This is a genomic window from Providencia sp. PROV156 (assembly GCF_028480905.1).
GTDB lineage: Bacteria > Pseudomonadota > Gammaproteobacteria > Enterobacterales > Enterobacteriaceae > Providencia > Providencia hangzhouensis.
Window position 1 is genome coordinate 26,940 of the sequence record NZ_JAMPPE010000026.1, and the last position, 18,286, is coordinate 45,225.

Consider the following 18,286-nt stretch of genomic DNA (forward strand, 5'->3'; position numbering starts at 1 on the left):
ACCTGTGGTTGTCAGGCCTTGCCTGAAGAGAATATCAACGGCTACGGAAAATGATTCGGCCTTTGCTCAGGTCATAAGGTGTTAACTCTACAGTTACCTTGTCGCCTGTCAGGATGCGGATATAGTTTTTACGCATTTTTCCAGAAATATGAGCAGTCACCACGTGACCGTTTTCCAGTTCAACACGGAACATTGTGTTTGGCAGGGTATCTAAAACTGTGCCCTGCATTTCAATATTGTCTTCTTTGGCCATCTAATCCTCTAAGTTTAATAACCGTGATTTTTAACGGGCAAGATAATGCCCAAAAACCCGCACTAAGTAAAGAAGTGTCGCATTTTAACGCGATCTTTATTTTTAAGTGAAGGAATAAAATTAATGTAAAACCAAAATTCATTAATCGAAAATTGGCGGTATTTCAATCGATTGCGGTATCCAGCAGGCGGGGTCAATCGCTTTGTCACGCCACCGATAAAGAATATGTAAAAAATCCCTACGGGATATCTCTTTTGCGCCCATTGAGGCGGTATGGTGGTTAAGTACCTGACAATCAAAAAGTTGCCCATTATAGCGCAAAAAATGAAAATAGAATGTAATAAAAGCAAATTTGGATGCATCATTCATTCTACTGAACATAGATTCCCCACAAAATAGGTGCCCCATGTTCACGCCATACAGGCCTCCAACGAGTTTATCGCCATACCAAGCTTCAATGGAATGCGCCATACCTGCTTGGTGTAGCGCTAAATACCCAGCTTGAACTTCGGGTAAAATCCATGTGCCTTCTTGGCGTACAGAACAAGCTTCAATAACTTGCTTGAATGCATGGTTAACAGTAATGCGATAAGTCTGCTTTTTTAAAACTTTTTTCATTGACCGGCTAATATGGAGTTCACCAACCATGAGTACTGCTCTAGGGTCCGGAGACCACCATAAAGGCATCTCTCCAGGATTAAACCAAGGAAAGATACCATCATAATAGGCAGCTTGCAGCCTTTTTGATGAAAGATCTCCGCCAATCGCTAATAAGCCATTGGGCTCCCGCATGGCTTCAGACACGGGAGGGAATAAATAGGAGTCATCATCTAATTGGTACATATACGCCTCAGAGCGGTTGTTGTGCCCAGTGGCGCTGGCGGAACTGATAATACTGGCCTTGCATACCTAACAGCGCTTGATGGGTACCTTGTTCGATGATTTTACCATTATCCATCACACAGATGTTATCCATTTCCTCTAAGCCCTGCATACGGTGAGTAATGACAATTAACGTCTTATCGGCACATTTTTCTTTTAACAGTGCTAAAATCTGCTGTTCAGTTTGTGCATCAAGCCCTTCCGTTGGTTCATCCATTAGAATTAATGGTGTGTTATGTAATAAAGCACGGGCAATACCTAAGCGGCGTTGTTCCCCTCCAGAAAGTTGTCGGCCGCCTTCACCCATCCACGCATTAAGCTTTAATTCGTTTTCTAATAAATTACCTAGACCAACTTGCTGCAATACTTCGCTTAATTCGGTATCCGTCGCTTGTTCATTGGCGAGCAACAGATTATTGCGCAATGTATCACTAAAGACATGAACCCGTTGTGGTACTACAGACATCATATTACGTAACGATTTTTCGCTAAATTCGTTAATAGGCGTGCCATTTAAGTAGATGGTTCCGCTATCAACATCCCAAGCACGGGTTAATAACTGCAGAAGAGTGGATTTACCACAACCTGTTTTACCTAATAAAGCAAGGTGTTGGCCTTTATTTAATGTTAAAGACACATTTTGAAGAACGGCAAATGGCTGTTCTGGATAGGTAAATGAAATATTATCGACAGTCAGGTTTTCCAATGTTGCGATTGAAGGGCTTTCACTTGGGAAAGTTACCTCTGGTTTTGCGGTCATTAATTGGGAAACGCGAGTAGCAGATGCAATCACTTGACCCATATGTTGGAAGGCAACAGCAACAGGGCCTAATGCTTCGAAAGCCGCTAGCGCACAGAATACAAATAAAGCAATCAGTGCTCCCGGTTTTGTATCGCCCCCTACATGGTCGGCAGCCATCCAAAGAAGCAGTGTTGCTGTAACACCAGAGGCAAATAAAATAATGGCTTGAGATAATCCAGTGAGTGCTGCTTGCTGTTGTTGACGCACTTGCCACTTATTTTCGATATTAAGCAAGTTTTGGCGAAAGCGTTCAGTGGCGCCAAATAATGTTAACTCAGCTTGTCCTTGCAGTGCGGAGGTTAAAATAGTGCGATAACTTCCACGTAATTCGGTTAGCTCACGGCCAATGGGTTTTCCTGCACGATAAAATATAAATGGCATTGTAAATAGCAAGAACAGCATGATGCCACCCAGTGTCCAAGCAAGACGAGGGTCGAGATAACTTAAACCAAAAATAAGGACAAAGGTAACAAAAAATGCAGTAATGATCGGCGATAAAACACGCAAATAGAGGTGATCTAGGGTCTCTACGTCAGCGACCAGACGATTGAGTAACTCCCCTTGACGAAAACGACTGATACCACCCGGCGAAAGGGGCAATACTTTACTAAAAGCAAAAACCCGTAAATGAGCAAGTACTTTAAAAGTAGCATCGTGGCTAACTAGGCGTTCTCCATAGCGGCCAGCGGTACGAAAAATAGCGGCACCACGGACACCCGCAGCGGGTAACATGTAATTAAAATAGTAAAGACCCGGAAAACCAGCAATGGCGGTTCCGGCTAAAAACCAACCAGAAAGGGTAAGTAAGCCAATACTTGCCAGTAAGGTCACAATCGCCAAGATAATGCCTAATGTAATTAAAAACCAATGGCGGCGGTAAAGGGCTAAGAAAGGTAATAAAATTTTCATTATCAAAGCTCCTCACTGCGATGGGCAAGTAACTGGGCAAAAGCGCCTTCTGACTGGCTTAACTGTGTGTAATTACCTTGTTGAATGATTTGCCCGTTAGCCATTACCCAAATTTGGTCATAATCAAGGGTTTCTTCCAGTAAATGGGTGACTAAAAGGGTCGTTTGCTGACTTGATAGCTGGTTAAGTGTTTGCATAACACGTTGTTCGCTGTGGGAGTCTAAGCTCGCAGCAGGCTCATCTAGAAGGAGCATACGAGAGGGTTTCAACAGGGTTCGTGCAACGGCAACTCGCTGAGCTTGCCCGACCGAAAGGCGAGCGGCATAGTCACCCAGCTTGGTATTTAGGCCATCAGGCAAATGGGCTAAGAATTCCGAAACATATGCATTATCAATCGCCTGTTGAATTTCCGCTTCTGTAGCATTTGGCTTGCCTAAACAGATGTTTTCAACCAGTGTTTGCTCTGGAAGGTGAGGGTTTTGCCCAACCCAACCGAGTAATTCACGCCATTTATCAGGGCATAATTCACGAAGTTCAACACCATTTATGGTGATGGAACCGCGATAAGGCAAAAAGCCTAACAATAAATTCAGTAATGAGCTTTTTCCCGCACCACTTTGACCAACAATTGCAATACGTTGTTGTGGCTCAATATTGAAATCTAATGGCCCAGCAAGGCGCACACCATCATGGGATAAAATTTCTAATTGTTTAGCCTGAATATAGATAGCCTCATCACTCAGTGTTTGGGTTCCTTGTTGAGCTTTTTGTTCGCCCTCACTGTTTAATAGTGTTTCGAGTGTTTCAGCGGCACCAACAGCTTGCGCTTTGGCGTGGTAGTATGTGCCAAGGTCACGTAATGGTTGGAAAAACTCTGGCGAAAGTATCAGGGCAAGAAAACCCGCAAATAGCGTGACAGGTAAACCATAGCTACCGAAGTTCATTTCACCCAGGTAGGAAAAACCAAAATAGACAGCAACAACAGCAATAGAAATCGATGCAAAAAATTCAAGTACGCCAGAAGACAGAAATGCCATCCTCAATACTTCCATCGTTCTGGAACGAAAATCTTCTGTTGATTCACGAATTTGCTTAATCTCTGCTTTTTCACGAAAAAATAACCGTAAGGTATCAAGGCCTCGTAGTCTATCGAGAAAACTCCCGCTTAAACGACCTAAGGCAATAAAGTTACGACGGTTAGCATCCGCAGCGCCTAATCCGACTAATGCCATAAAGATAGGAATCAGCGGGGCAGTGACGAATAAAATAAGTGCTGCAGCCCAGTTAAAGGGGAAAATAGCAATCAGGATCATAATGGGGATGATCCCAGCTAAATACATTTGAGGAAGATAGCGCGAATAGTAGTCTTGCATATCTTCAATTTGTTCAAGAATAATTGTAGCCCAGCTACCCGCTGGCTTACCTTTAACCCACACAGGGCCGAGTTCTTGAAGTTTATCGAGTACCATGGTACGTATTTCTTGGCGCACCACTTGGCCACAACGAAAGCCAACGCGTTCTCGTACATAAGTGACAATTGCGCGTAAGATAAAAACGCAAAGCAGAAGAACAAAAGGGGTTAATAACTGTTCTCGAGGAACGTTATCCATAATCAATGCTTGTAAGATAACAGCTAAGAACCAAGCTTGAGCAATAATCAGTAATCCACTCAAAATGCCTAGTAACATAGAGATCCGCAACCAGCGCTTGGCAGGGGCACTGTATTGTTTTAACCAACGTACCAATTCAGTCTGTCTTGATTTATCCATAATGATTTAGTTAGCAGGTGTAGTTTTAATGTCATTGAGTATAGTTAGGAAACATCACCCTAACGTTGTTTTTACCATGCGTGATATTGCAGTTGACCTGTTTTAAACCGCATGAGAACGATAAATTTTGATCTGGTAACGCAATTGGTGATTATAAGAAAATCTGCGTTTTTGATCTTACCCACAAATTCGAGTATTAGAGTACATCATAACAGCTTCACCGCGATATGTTACCTAATAAAAGTGGGTTATTTAAAGTGAGTTGTGCTTTGTTATTAAATTGTTTTATAAAGGTAAATTTAATATTTCAGTAAATTTTTAGATGTAATGATATTGGGATATTACTGTATTTCTACGTAATAAAAAGGTGGCTTAACAAAGAAATGTTAAGCCATCGGCATTTTTCACTACAATTAGAATGTGGGGTCTATCATTAACCATTCTTTGGGTTTTAATTCATAGTTTCCTTTTAATAAATTATCCCAAGCCTGATCTTTTTCTTTCATGGTATTAAATGAGCGAGTTTGCGTATCCATTAACTCCCAGGTTTGTTCCGTTTGTTGCCATATATTACAATCAATACTAGAGCTACTTGGATAGGAATAGCACATAACCACATCATCTTGATTGTTTTGGTTAACATCGGCCATAAAGCCTACACACGGGTATGGGTCGTATTGTGAGGTACAATACCAAGCACTACTAAGGTTTTCCCCGAGGTCGAACCAACTCTTCGGTATTGCAGGGCTATTTTGAGCTTGAATTAATACTGATTTTAGCGATCTGCGCTGTTCTTCTTCATAAGGGCTGGTTTGGAATAGTTTTTGATATTCAGGGTTGTTATTGAGTTTTTCAAAAGCTTGTTGCCCTTTCTCACCTAATTGTTTTAAGTCATAAGCAAGCGAGCTATTGACTTTAATTTTGCCATTTTCAACGCCGGCAAGAATACTGTTTAGTGTGATGCGTTTAAAATCAGCAATAGGGCTGTTAATGACCAATATAATGGCAATTAGAGACAAAATTCCCGCTTTATTGATAGGGCCTAAATAGGACATCCAGGCTGATTTTTTATAGATAATTGCGATGCTATAAGCAAAAATCAATACAAATAGGAATAGGGCAATAGTAAAGGCGTATAGGCGCTCAACACTCCAACTATACTGGTTAACTCGTACTAAAATGCCATAGAGCGAAAGCACTGAAAATGCATTAAGTAAAATAATGCTAATTAAGACAAAACCGTTGAGACCCGCACGGAATTGATATTGGGTTGTGCCATCGCCATACACGAAATTGATAAAAATAAGGTTTAAAATTAAAAACCACAGCATTACTGCGGAGCCTAAGCCTGCAGAGGTTAAACCTGAAAAGTATGAAACAACGAAACCGCCTAAGAAAATAACAGCAACAATATTCAATAGAGGTAAGAAAAAACGCGCAATAAAGCTAACAAAATTACTGAATTGCACATTCAGTGCTACGCGTAAAAAAGCTAAACTCACGTTGAACCCAAGAGCAAAGCTCACCCAATAGATAACGTCGTTATCAAGAGCTTCACTCAAAAAAGTTAGGTTAACAATACCAAATAAAAAACTGGCTATTTTTACGATTAAAGTTAGCAACCCACCGATTATAGAAGCGAGAATACCCAGAAAGGTATTTTTAATATATAGCCCCATTAAGCAACCGTAATCAATTTTCCATGTTCTTGTGGTTTGCCACGATTGCATCCAAGGAAGTATAAAAAAGAGTAAGACGGTGAGGGTGATAAAGGCGAAGAATGGGTCTGTATCTGAAGGATTTAGAAAGTCTTGGGCATGCCAGTAATTGAGCCAGAAAATTAACCCAATAATGACCGCAATGTTCAGATAAAAAATAGCGGATTTTGCATTGGTAATTAGGTAACTGATTGCTGAAGGAACAAAAATGGCGAGCAAAATAGGCAGATATAGGGTGGTGGCGCTTAGTTGGCTTTCTAGGCGGATAGAGTAATCAGTAGTGGCTGTGATGACGATGCCTTGAATCACGGCAAGTATGACAATAATAAAATAAGAATAACCGCGAATGGCATCACGTTCTAATTGTTGCCCCATACCTACACCTTATATTAATTAATGTTATGTAAAAACAGTATAGGCAGTATTAAAAAAGTACAATATAAACTTGGTCTTAAAAATATATGCAAAACCAATAGTTAGGATGGGGAGTATAAGTAATAAAAAAGGCTTCAATTGAGGAAAAATTGAAGCCTATCTAAATTACAATTACTTATTGATTATTTTGATGCTAAGCCATCAAGATAACGTTCTGCATCTAAGGCTGCCATACAACCTGTGCCCGCAGAGGTAATTGCTTGGCGGTATATATGGTCCATGACATCACCAGCCGCGAACACACCTTCAACAGAAGTTTGAGTTGCATTGCCTTGGGTGCCAGATTGCACTTTAATATAACCGTTGTCTAAATCTAATTGGCCTTCAAAAATAGCTGTATTTGGGCTGTGGCCGATGGCAATAAATGCTCCCATAACAGGGATATCTTCTGTTGCGTGTGTTCTAGTACATTCTAAGCGCACACCCGTCACGCCCATATCATCACCTAATACTTCATTTAATGTGCGGTCGGTATGCAGAATAATATTACCGTTCTCAACTTTATCCATTAAACGATTAATCAGGATTTTTTCTGCACGGAAACTATCACGACGATGAATTAAATGAACTTCTGAAGCAATATTAGAAAGGTACAATGCTTCTTCTACCGCAGTGTTTCCGCCACCAACGACAGCGACTTTTTGGTTACGATAGAAGAAACCGTCACAGGTTGCACAAGCTGAAACGCCACGGCCTTTGAACGCTTCTTCTGAAGGTAGGCCGATATAACGAGCGGAAGCCCCTGTTGCAATAATTAATGCATCGCAGGTATATTCATTTTCATCGCCAATTAAACGGAAAGGACGTTGTTTTAAGTCCACTTTTTGGATATGGTCAGATATGATTTCGGTGTCAAATTTTGATGCGTGCTCATGCATGCGTTCCATAAGCCCTGGACCGGTTAAACCTTCTGGGTCACCAGGCCAGTTTTCAACTTCAGTTGTGGTGGTCAATTGACCGCCTTTTTCCACCCCAGTAATCAATGCTGGGTTTAAGTTTGCACGTGCAGCATAGACAGCCGCAGTATAGCCCGCAGGGCCAGAACCAAGAATGATTAACTTGCGATGTGTTGTTGTGCTCATGAATTCCTCTTTAATCTAAAAAGCATTTATCAGATTGTAGGAGAAATAAGAGGTTAACAAAAGTGGTTTAAGTGCGACTTAGTTTCATTTGGCTTATTTCATCAATAGGTAATACCGACAAAATGTAAAAAAATATGACAAAAAGTTGCTTGTGTCACGCATCACAATTTTTAGGAATTATCTTGAATTAAGGCTGCGAAACGTTTTACTGGAAAAAAAAGCGAAATCTTGTACTGATTTTTATTCATTTGCTTTGACAATCGGCTGCGCATTTGCGAAAACATCAGTGTAAGAGTTAATTATCTAGCTGATCAATGGAAATGGCGCATTTTTGTTCTTGCTGGAAAATTAACTTTACACTACTTACAAATTTAAAATACAAGTAAACATTGTGGATGATAATTACATTCACACTAACTTCAGCATTATGAATAAAATTTGCTCCTGAACACGAATTCCTAAATAAAAAAGGTGGTGGCTAAGGTGCTTATTTTTAGATGTAGAAAATAACAATTAGAGAAAGAGAGATAAAGAGATGATTGACAATAAAAAGCGTCCTGGCAAAGACCTTGACCGTATCGACAGGAATATATTAAACGAACTACAAAAAGACGGGCGAATTTCTAACGTAGAGTTATCTAAACGAGTTGGTTTATCTCCAACACCTTGTTTAGAGCGTGTACGTCGCCTTGAGAGACAAGGATTTATCTCTGGCTATACTGCGTTATTAAATCCACACTACTTAGATGCATCTTTGCTCGTGTTTGTTGAAATCACACTTAACCGTGGTGCTGCGGATGTATTTGAGCAATTCAATACAGCAGTTCAAAAACTGGAAGAAATTCAGGAATGCCACTTGGTTTCTGGTGACTTTGACTACCTGTTGAAAACGCGTGTGCCAGATATGTCCGCATATCGTAAACTGTTAGGTGAAACTCTGTTACGTTTACCAGGCGTAAACGACACTCGCACCTATGTAGTTATGGAAGAAGTTAAACAAAGCAACCGCTTAGTGATCAAAACTCGCTAATTAGTGCTTTTTAACCTCGCTTCAGCACAGCATTTCAGCTTTGTTGCCGCACTGCAGTTTCAACGCTGAGTTTACTCAGCGTTGTTCCGTTTTTCTCGCCTCATTTGTTGCTTTATAAAAACGTAATATTTTGCTGTTTCACAGCTTCAACTGGCTGCTATCCATGCCTTTCTACCTTGTTTTACGTAAATTACTTAGCAACTGATAAGTTTTATTTCCAATTTATTGATTCTAAAGCTATAAATATTTAGGATTTTTGACGAGAAATAGAAATTGAATCATCATACATTAGATGGAATACTGCACCTTAGTGCTTTTGTGAAGCCTTGATATCTCTTAGTCGCTGTAAAACAGGCAGAGTCAGGCGTTTAATGGTAGAATAAACCTAGGTTAGTCAAGAACATCAGTTAGCAAAGAAATAATAATGAGCCAAGAATATACAGAAGATAAACATATCAAATTTAAAAAACTAAGTAGCGGAAGACGGCTATTAGAGGTTATTTTGCTCGCAATATGCTTGAGCGCACTCTTCTTAATGGTGGCTTTATTGAGCTTCAGCCCTTCAGATCCAAGCTGGTCACAGACCACTTGGAATGCCCCAGTGAAGAATTTAGGGGGTAGTGTAGGCTCATGGAGTGCAGATATTCTTTTCTCTGCTTTTGGTATTCTTGCATTTGCTATTCCTGCACTATTACTCCTAGGCTGCTGGGCGATTTTCCAATATGAAAGTCAGCGCCGATATATTGATTTTTTCTCTTTATCGTTAAGATTAATAGGTGGTTTAGCACTTATTTTATCTTCTTGTGGTCTCGCTGCCCTCAATTTTGACGACTTACCTAATTTCGCCTCTGGTGGTGTGATTGGCAGTGTATTTAGCAATGCAATTATGCCGTGGTTTAATTCATTAGGCGCTACGTTAGCATTGCTGTTTTTATGGGCGATAAGCTTTACGCTGTTTACAGGGTGGTCATGGCTTACAATCGCAGAAAAAATTGGTGCAGCGGTACTTCTCCCGATTACTTTGCTAACAAATCGAGCGAGGGGAGACGATTTAGATAACTATGATTACGACGTTGAAGAAACTGAAGGCGCTTTACAGCGCGCACAAGAAGCTGAGCACAGAGCCAATGACAATCTAGAAAGTATTGATGCGGATGATGTTTTGTTTTCCGCACCCACTGTGGCTGAATTAGTCACTGATGTCGCTCCAACAACGGAAAAAAATACGGGTGAAGCGGTTGCTACTACAGAAAACCCAATTCCTTCAGTGAATCAAAACGTATCAGAGCAAGATTCGGTACCTGCTTTCTCTGCAGTGGATGAGCCGAGCACATATCATTTTGAAGTACCAGAAGATTACCAGCCTAAGCTTGGTGCAGGTTTTGATTCAACATCAGATACCGTTAATGAGCCGTTAGTTCACGCGTCACCGTATGTTGCACCAGAAGAACCGATGTTTAGTGTTCAGCATCATCAACAAACAGAACCACAAAAACAAGACAATACCGCTTACCAAGAATATTCGGATAAACAAGAAACACCTGTTAATCAAGCTGCATTTGAAGCTCAAGCGACATCCGTGCCCCCTCTTGGCTCTTCAAATACAACAGAAAGTTTTATTCCATCGTCAGTCACTGAAAGGGTCTCTAATCCAGCTGCATTAGCGGCTGCGGGTATTTCAGTCGCTGCACTGGAGCGCCATGCTCAGGTTAAACAAAATATGGAGCCAGAGCTTCCACGGCCAAATCCTGTTCGTTTACCGACTCGTCGTGAGTTATATGGTATTCGTATTCCATCGTTACGTGATGCGGAACTACAGCGGCGTGAAGAAGAGGCCTCTAAACGTGAACAAATATATCAGCAGTGGTCTACGAGTGAGTCTGACCAACCTGAAACTGATGATGAGGCACAACAAGACGAATTACTACGAGCGCAGTTCTTAGAACAGCAACGTGAACGTTATGGTGAAGTTGATGAAACTGATTATGAGGTACCACTTAATAGCCTAAACTCTCATGATGAACAATTACAAAATGAGCCAATGACTGAAAATAGAGTCAGCGCATTTACGCAGCCCGAAATTGAACACCGTTGGGCGTCAGCTTCACAACAATCCAATAATACGCATACAATTCCAGAGCCTGATGAGGCCGTGCCAGTCGTGGATAATGGCTATCAACCTCAGTTTACACAAGAGCAAGAAGACTTTGAGCCCAAAATTGATTTAAGAAAAGAGTTCTCTGTGCTGGATAGTTTTACCCCTGTTGATGATTTGGTTGACAACGAGCCAGCTGACCCATTATTTATGCCGTCATTTAGCGCAACTTCTGTTACAGCAGGTACCCAACAAAATAATATCGCTGAAGGGCTTGCTAGCTCACCATCAGTAACACAAGCTTTTGCGCAGCCACAGCAGCCACAGCAGCCACAGCAGCCACAGCAGCCACAGCAGCCACAGCAGCCACAGCAGCCACAGCAGCCACAGCAGCCACAGCAAGATAGCTTATTCCACCCGTTCTTAGTGCGTAATGACCAACCATTACCAAAACCAACAACGCCAATGCCGTCTCTTGATTTGCTGGCAAGTCCGCCAGCACAAGAAGAGCCAGTGGATATGTTCAAACTAGAACAAACAGCAAGGTTGATTGAAGCAAGGCTTAATGATTACCGCGTTAAAGCTGAAGTGGTTGGTTTTTCTCCAGGCCCTGTCATTACTCGGTTTGAACTTGACCTCGCACCGGGAGTAAAAGCTGCACGGATATCCACATTGTCACGTGACCTTGCTCGTTCGTTATCAACCGTAGCCGTACGTGTTGTAGAAGTGATACCGGGTAAACCTTATGTAGGCCTCGAACTCCCTAATGAGAAACGGCAAACCGTTTACCTAAGTGAAGTCTTAGACTGCGATGATTTCCGCAAAAATCCATCTCCCCTCACTATTGTACTGGGTAAAGATATTGAAGGTGACCCTGTTGTTGCGGATTTAGCGAAAATGCCTCATTTACTCGTTGCGGGGACAACCGGCTCTGGTAAGTCGGTTGGGGTGAATGCAATGATCCTCAGTATCTTGTATAAAGCCAAACCCGAAGATGTTCGCTTTATCATGATTGACCCGAAAATGCTGGAGTTATCCATTTATGAAGGTATTCCGCATCTATTGACTGAAGTGGTTACTGACATGAAAGATGCGGCGAATGCCTTGCGCTGGTGCGTGAATGAAATGGAACGCCGTTATAAACTCATGTCTGCATTAGGGGTACGTAACCTAGCGGGTTATAACGACCGCATTAAAGCAGCAGAAGAAATGGGGCGGCCAATTCCTGATCCACATTGGAAACCCGGTGATAGCATGGATGTAGAACACCCAATGCTGAAAAAAGAACCTTACATTGTTGTCATGGTTGATGAATTTGCCGATTTAATGATGACAGCAGGTAAAAAAGTGGAAGAGTTAATTGCACGGTTGGCACAAAAAGCACGTGCCGCGGGCATTCATTTAGTATTGGCAACTCAACGGCCATCGGTTGATATCATTACTGGACTAATCAAAGCAAATATTCCAACGCGGATTGCATTTACGGTATCCAGTAAAATTGACTCGCGCACGATCCTTGACCAAGGCGGCGCGGAATCTTTACTAGGCATGGGGGATATGCTGTATTTACCACCAAACTCTTCAATTCCTGTGCGTGTACACGGTGCTTTTGTTCGTGACCAAGAGGTTCATGCAGTTGTGAATGATTGGAAAGCTCGCGGTAAACCACAATATATTGATAGCATCACGACCTGTAGTGACGATAGCGAAGGTGGTGGTTATGATAGCGGAGGTGAAGAGCTTGACCCACTGTTTGACCAGGCAGTTGAGTTTGTTGTTGAGAAACAACGCGTTTCCATTTCTGGGGTTCAACGCCAATTTAGGATAGGTTATAACCGTGCTGCAAGGATTGTTGAGCAAATGGAGCTCCAAGGTATTGTCAGTGAGCAAGGGCACAATGGTAACCGTGAAGTTCTTGCTCCTCCGTCAATGGGACATTAATAATTTAGTGTGCTAATTGCTGGTTTAATTTAAGGGGTGTATAAAGACGTAACACCTCTTATGGTAATAATTTTAAGGTCTCTCATCGATGAAAAAAATGATGTTATTGGGTGCGTTAGCCCTGAGTTTACATATTGGCCAAGTATTGGCGGACGCGAGCCAAGACCTTCAAGAACGTTTGAATAAGGTCAATAGCTTCCAAGCTAGCTTCTCGCAAAAGGTGACGAGTCCTGAAGGGGATTTGGTTCAAGAAGGTGTTGGGGATTTATGGCTTGAGCGCCCAAATTTATTTAATTGGAACATGACATCACCTGATGAAAGCGTATTGGTGTCAGATGGTAAAGATTTGTGGTTTTATAACCCGTTCGTAGAACAAGTGACGGTGACTAATTTAGCGGATGCTACGCAGGATACGCCATTTCTACTAATTACACGTAACGACCCGAAAGATTGGAAACAGTACTCAATCATTCAGCAGGGAAATACGTTTGATTTAAAACCAAAACAAACTAATGGGACTCTAAAACGTTTCTCCATTACGGTTTCTCCCGAAGGGACGATTGAGCAGTTTTCAGCGGTTGAACAAGATGGCCAAACCAGTGCTTATAAATTAAAAGAGCAAAAAAATGGTCGCGTTGATGCGAGTAAATTCAAGTTTACAGTACCAAAAGGCGTCACTTTAGATGACCAGCGTTCAAATGCTAAATAAGCTTGATTAGAGAAAATATGAGCCAGCAGTATTCATACTTGCTGGTTAATATAAGATATTTTAAGAAGTAAAAAAGAGGATATAGTGGGTAACCTGTCTCTTGATTTTTCGCAGAATGAATTTCAACCTTTAGCAGCAAGAATGCGGCCTGAAACCCTTGAACAGTATATTGGCCAAAAGCATTTATTGGCTGAGGGGAAACCGTTGCCACGTGCGATTAAAGCGGGTCATCTGCACTCCATGATTTTATGGGGGCCCCCTGGAACAGGTAAAACAACCCTTGCCGAAATTATTGGTAATTATGCACAAGCCGATATTGAACGTATTTCAGCAGTTACTTCTGGTATTAAGGAAATTCGAGAATCCATCGAAAAAGCCCGGCAAAATCGCAGCGCGGGGCGGAGAACCATTTTATTTGTCGATGAGGTTCATCGTTTTAATAAAAGCCAGCAAGATGCATTTTTACCGCATATAGAAGATGGCACGATTACATTTATTGGTGCAACAACTGAAAACCCATCATTTGAATTAAATTCCGCGTTGTTATCACGTGCTAGGGTGTATTTGCTTAAATCCCTTGAAGAAAATGATATTGAACAGGTCTTGTTACAAGCACTGGCAGATTCATCTCGTGGCCTTGGTGGGCAAAATATTGTTCTGCCTGATAACACGCGCAAAATGGTCGCTCAGTTGGTTAATGGGGATGCTAGGCGTTCATTAAATCTCCTGGAAATGATGGCAGATATGGCAGAGGCTGATAGCCAAGGGCAGCGTATTTTAACCGCTGATCTGTTAAAAGAAGTTAGCGGTGAACGTACTGCACGGTTTGATAACAAAGGCGACCGTTATTACGACTTAATCTCTGCTCTGCATAAGTCGATTAGAGGCTCAGCACCAGATGCTGCACTGTATTGGTTTGCAAGGATTATTACTGCGGGTGGTGACCCTCTGTATGTTGCCCGTCGGCTACTTGCAATTGCATCAGAAGATGTGGGTAATGCGGATCCTCGTGCGATGCAAGTCGCCATTTCAGCTTGGGATTGCTTCACGCGAGTGGGGCCAGCCGAAGGCGAGCGTGCAATTGCCCAAGCTATTGTTTATTTAGCTTGTGCGCCGAAAAGTAACGCGGTTTATACCGCCTATAAAGCAGCGATTAAAGATGCACAAATGCAACCAGACTACGATGTGCCAGAACATCTTCGAAATGCCCCAACTAAACTATTAAAAGAAATGGGTGCAGGGAAAGAATATCGTTATGCACATGATGAACCTAACGCATATGCTGCGGGGGAAAATTATTTTCCTGAACCTATGCAAACAACACGTTATTACTACCCTACGAAACGGGGCCAAGAAGGCAAGTTTGCTGAAAAATTAGACTGGTTAGCCCAACAGGATCAAATTAGCACCACAAAACGCTATCGCTAAACTAGGCAATGCGGTAAGGTTATATAGCGAAATACTTTACTTTATTTGTTGTGCTGGAATGCACCTCAAAAAGTATCATTAATTACTAACAATAATCACAGGATAAGCATGCTCGATCCCAATTTACTGCGTACGGAGCTAGACGCGGTTGCTGAAAAACTGGCTCGCAGGGGTTTTACCCTTGATGTGGAAAAGCTGCGTGAATTAGAAGAACGCCGCAAAGTTTTACAAGTTGAAACTGAAACCCTGCAAGCAGACCGTAATTCGCGATCGAAAACTATTGGTGCGGCGAAGGCACGTGGTGAAGATATCGAACCATTACGTCTGGAAGTTAACCAATTAGGCGAAAAATTGGATTCTGCAAAAGCAGAGCTAGATAAGCTGCAACAAGAGATCCGTGATATTGCCTTGAGTATCCCGAACATCCCTGATGACCAAGTACCTGATGGTAAAGATGATTCTGACAACGTTGAAGTTGCTCGTTGGGGTGAACCTCGCCAGTATGACTTCGAAGTTAAAGACCATGTTAGCCTTGGTGAGTTATCTGGTGGCTTAGACTTCCCTGCTGCGGTAAAACTGACAGGAGCACGTTTTGTTGTCATGAAAGGGCAAATTGCTCGCATGCATCGTGCCTTGGCTCAATTTATGCTTGACTTACATACTGAACAACATGGTTACCAAGAGTTGTATGTTCCATATTTAGTCAACCATGACACACTGTACGGAACTGGCCAATTACCAAAGTTTGGTGAAGATTTGTTCCATACTAAACCACTGGAAGAAGAAGCAGACAGCAGTACTTATGCGTTGATCCCAACCGCAGAAGTTCCAGTGACTAACTTGGTTCGTGATGAAATTTTAGATGAAGACTCACTTCCTCTGAAAATGACGGCACATACGCCTTGTTTCCGTTCTGAAGCAGGGTCTTATGGCCGTGATACACGCGGTTTGATCCGTATGCATCAGTTCGACAAAGTTGAGTTAGTACAAATCGTTCATCCAGAAAAATCTATGGATGCATTGGAAGAGCTGACTGGTCATGCAGAAAAAGTATTACAATTACTGAACTTGCCTTATCGTAAAGTGATTTTGTGCACCGGTGATATTGGTTTTGGTTCACGTAAAACCTATGACTTAGAAGTGTGGTTACCAGCGCAAAATACTTATCGTGAAATTTCATCTTGTTCAAACATGTGGGACTTCCAAGCGCGTCGTATGCAAGCGCGTTTCCGCGGTAAGAGTGATAAGAAAACACAACTTGTTCATACCCTGAATGGTTCTGGTTTAGCTGTTGGTCGTACATTGGTGGCGATTTTAGAAAACTACCAATTAGCTGATGGTCGTATTGAAGTTCCAGAAGTATTGCGCCCATATATGAAAGGGCTAGAGTTCATCGGTTAATTTCCGTTACTCTTTCAAACATAAAGCGCGACTGACGACAGTCGCGTTTTTTTTGTGTAAATTTAAAGTGTTCTGGAAAAAGCATCCTCAGGTTAAACCTGATCCCCCCTCAATATTTTCCAAATAGCAGCATTCAATGTATGACATTAATCTACGGTAAAATAAATTTATCGGAGTGATATTGATGGGTGTAATTATTGGTGTTTTCTTATTAGCAGGTATTGTAAAAGGGGTGATCGGGCTAGGCCTACCAACAATCGCGATGGGGTTATTAAGCACATCAATGGAGCCTGCTGCAGCTGCGAGCTTATTAATTATTCCATCGTTAATTACTAATATATGGCAATTATTGATTGGCCCACAATTTATGGCACTAATCAAACGGCTCAGTGGTTTTATTATTGGGGTCATGCTTGGCACATTATTCAGTTTTTTACCTTCTTTAACCTCGGCATCTCGTTGGACACTACCTACACTGGGTATCGTGCTTATTATCTATGGAATTTGGGGCTTAATTGCTAAAAAAACGCCATCTTTCGAGAAACATGAAACATGGCTTTCGCCAACAGTGGGTTATATTACAGGTGTAATTACAGCAGCTACAGGAGTATTTGTTATTCCAGCAGTTCCTTATTTGCAAACCTTAAAATTAAATAAAGATGAGCTTATTCAGGCTCTAGGGTTAGCATTTACCGCATCAACAGTTGCATTAGCCATCAAGTTATCCATTGACCATCAACAATATGATATTAATTGGAGTTTATCTGCCTTTGCCTTAATACCTGCTATTGGTGGAATGTACCTTGGTCAATATTTACGCAAGATTATTAGCGAGAAATTATTCCGTCGTTGCTTTTTTATTGGGTTAATCGGATTAGGTATTTACATGACGGCAAAACTAGCTTTCAGATGACCAGTTAATTAAAAAATGAATAAACTCGTTGGTATAATCAGGTAATTGGCTGAAATCTCGTGCGCAGATAACTAATTTTCGGCATGCCCAATCTTCGGTCAATTGCAGTATTTTACTAGTAGAAAATTGACTACGCTGTGCCGCTTGTTTGGGAATAATAGCAATGCCAATTCCATCGTTAACCCCTTGCATTACCGCATCTAGTGTTGGCATGCGTACCCGGTAGTTGAGCCGCTTGCCTTGCTGTTTGGCGTTATTATCAATATGCTTTTGTAATGGGTTATCTTCCATTAAACCAATAAATTCAGCATCAATAATATCAGAAAATAGAACGCTTTTTTGGCTTACCCAAAGGCTATCTTTATGGGCAAAAACGACTAATTCATCTGAGCTGAATGGCCGAATATCCAGACCAGTGAGGTCAGTAGAATCTGTGATAATACCAATATCTGCAATTTTATTTTTGATGGCAGTGACGATATTAGCACTTGGCATTTCTTTCACAGATACAGACATAGTGGGTTGTTGTCGTAAATAAGCGCTAACACGGGCGGGTAAAAATTCCATTTGAGCTGAAGTATTACAAAGAATATTAATATGCCCACGCAGGTGTCGACTATATTTTCGCAGTTCATCTTGCATTAATTCAATTTGCTGCAAAATTGTTTTCGCATGCTCAATAAATGCATGACCTGCATTCGATAATGAAACCCCTTTCACTGAACGAATAAATATATCGATGTTTAATTCATTTTCTAACCCACGTATTCGTTCACTTGCAGATTGCAGTGTAAGATAAGTTAGTTTCGCTCCTTGGGTGATGCTTCCTGCATTGGCGACATTAACACACAGTTTTAAATCAGTGGTATCGAAATACATGGAAAACAACTCCAAATTATGAAAAGAAGAGGGAAATTAT

The 18,286-nt window shown here is 41.5% G+C and carries 13 protein-coding genes; 6 read left to right on the top strand and 7 right to left on the bottom strand.

Annotation, left to right across the window (positions count from 1 at the left end; translation table 11 throughout):
• Positions 1 to 34 precede the first annotated feature (34 nt).
• The 6 genes from infA to trxB all read right to left on the bottom strand — a co-directional run bounded on the left by infA (position 35) and on the right by trxB (position 7,850).
• A complete protein-coding gene (gene infA / locus PSF31_RS17020) occupies positions 35 to 253 on the bottom strand; it encodes a translation initiation factor IF-1 (protein WP_004244560.1) in 219 nt (72 codons plus the stop codon).
• A 141-nt stretch (positions 254 to 394) separates the two neighbouring features.
• Positions 395 to 1,096, bottom strand: a complete 702-nt coding sequence (aat, locus tag PSF31_RS17025; protein ID WP_004256353.1) for a leucyl/phenylalanyl-tRNA--protein transferase — start codon at positions 1,094 to 1,096, stop codon at positions 395 to 397.
• A 7-nt stretch (positions 1,097 to 1,103) separates the two neighbouring features.
• Positions 1,104 to 2,846 carry a heme ABC transporter ATP-binding protein/permease CydC gene (gene cydC, locus PSF31_RS17030; RefSeq protein ID WP_004256352.1) on the bottom strand — a complete coding sequence of 581 codons (1,743 nt, stop codon included), beginning with the start codon at positions 2,844 to 2,846 and terminating at the stop codon, positions 1,104 to 1,106.
• A gap of 2 nt (positions 2,847 to 2,848) precedes the next feature.
• A complete protein-coding gene (gene cydD, locus PSF31_RS17035; protein WP_096864164.1) occupies positions 2,849 to 4,615 on the bottom strand; it encodes a heme ABC transporter permease/ATP-binding protein CydD in 1,767 nt (588 codons plus the stop codon).
• 413 nt (positions 4,616 to 5,028) lie between these two features.
• Positions 5,029 to 6,708, bottom strand: a complete 1,680-nt coding sequence (locus tag PSF31_RS17040) for a DUF7057 domain-containing protein (protein ID WP_096864165.1) — start codon at positions 6,706 to 6,708, stop codon at positions 5,029 to 5,031.
• Between the two features lie 182 nt (positions 6,709 to 6,890).
• On the bottom strand, positions 6,891 to 7,850 hold the full coding sequence (trxB, locus tag PSF31_RS17045; protein ID WP_096864166.1) for a thioredoxin-disulfide reductase: 960 nt from the start codon (positions 7,848 to 7,850) through the stop codon (positions 6,891 to 6,893).
• A gap of 535 nt (positions 7,851 to 8,385) precedes the next feature.
• On the opposite strand from trxB, the gene lrp reads away from it, so the two are divergent.
• The 6 genes from lrp to PSF31_RS17075 all read left to right on the top strand — a co-directional run bounded on the left by lrp (position 8,386) and on the right by PSF31_RS17075 (position 17,367).
• Positions 8,386 to 8,880: a leucine-responsive transcriptional regulator Lrp gene (gene lrp, locus PSF31_RS17050; protein ID WP_004256338.1), complete on the top strand. Its 495-nt coding sequence runs from the start codon at positions 8,386 to 8,388 to the stop codon at positions 8,878 to 8,880.
• 424 nt (positions 8,881 to 9,304) lie between these two features.
• Positions 9,305 to 12,916 carry a DNA translocase FtsK 4TM domain-containing protein gene (locus PSF31_RS17055; RefSeq protein ID WP_219144501.1) on the top strand — a complete coding sequence of 1,204 codons (3,612 nt, stop codon included), beginning with the start codon at positions 9,305 to 9,307 and terminating at the stop codon, positions 12,914 to 12,916.
• 88 nt (positions 12,917 to 13,004) lie between these two features.
• Positions 13,005 to 13,625, top strand: a complete 621-nt coding sequence (gene lolA, locus PSF31_RS17060) for an outer membrane lipoprotein chaperone LolA (protein ID WP_096864168.1) — start codon at positions 13,005 to 13,007, stop codon at positions 13,623 to 13,625.
• An 84-nt stretch (positions 13,626 to 13,709) separates the two neighbouring features.
• On the top strand, positions 13,710 to 15,053 hold the full coding sequence (locus PSF31_RS17065; RefSeq protein WP_004256330.1) for a replication-associated recombination protein A: 1,344 nt from the start codon (positions 13,710 to 13,712) through the stop codon (positions 15,051 to 15,053).
• Between the two features lie 108 nt (positions 15,054 to 15,161).
• The gene (serS, locus tag PSF31_RS17070; protein WP_004256329.1) at positions 15,162 to 16,454 is read left to right on the top strand and encodes a serine--tRNA ligase; all 1,293 of its coding nucleotides are present in this window, start codon (positions 15,162 to 15,164) and stop codon (positions 16,452 to 16,454) included.
• A gap of 184 nt (positions 16,455 to 16,638) precedes the next feature.
• A complete protein-coding gene (locus PSF31_RS17075) occupies positions 16,639 to 17,367 on the top strand; it encodes a sulfite exporter TauE/SafE family protein (RefSeq protein ID WP_096864169.1) in 729 nt (242 codons plus the stop codon).
• Here the strand turns inward: PSF31_RS17075 and PSF31_RS17080 are convergent.
• Complete coding sequence (locus tag PSF31_RS17080) at positions 17,353 to 18,246, bottom strand: LysR substrate-binding domain-containing protein (RefSeq protein ID WP_096864170.1); 894 nt, start codon at positions 18,244 to 18,246, stop codon at positions 17,353 to 17,355. The genes PSF31_RS17075 and PSF31_RS17080 overlap by 15 nt on opposite strands.
• Positions 18,247 to 18,286: the final 40 nt, after the last annotated feature.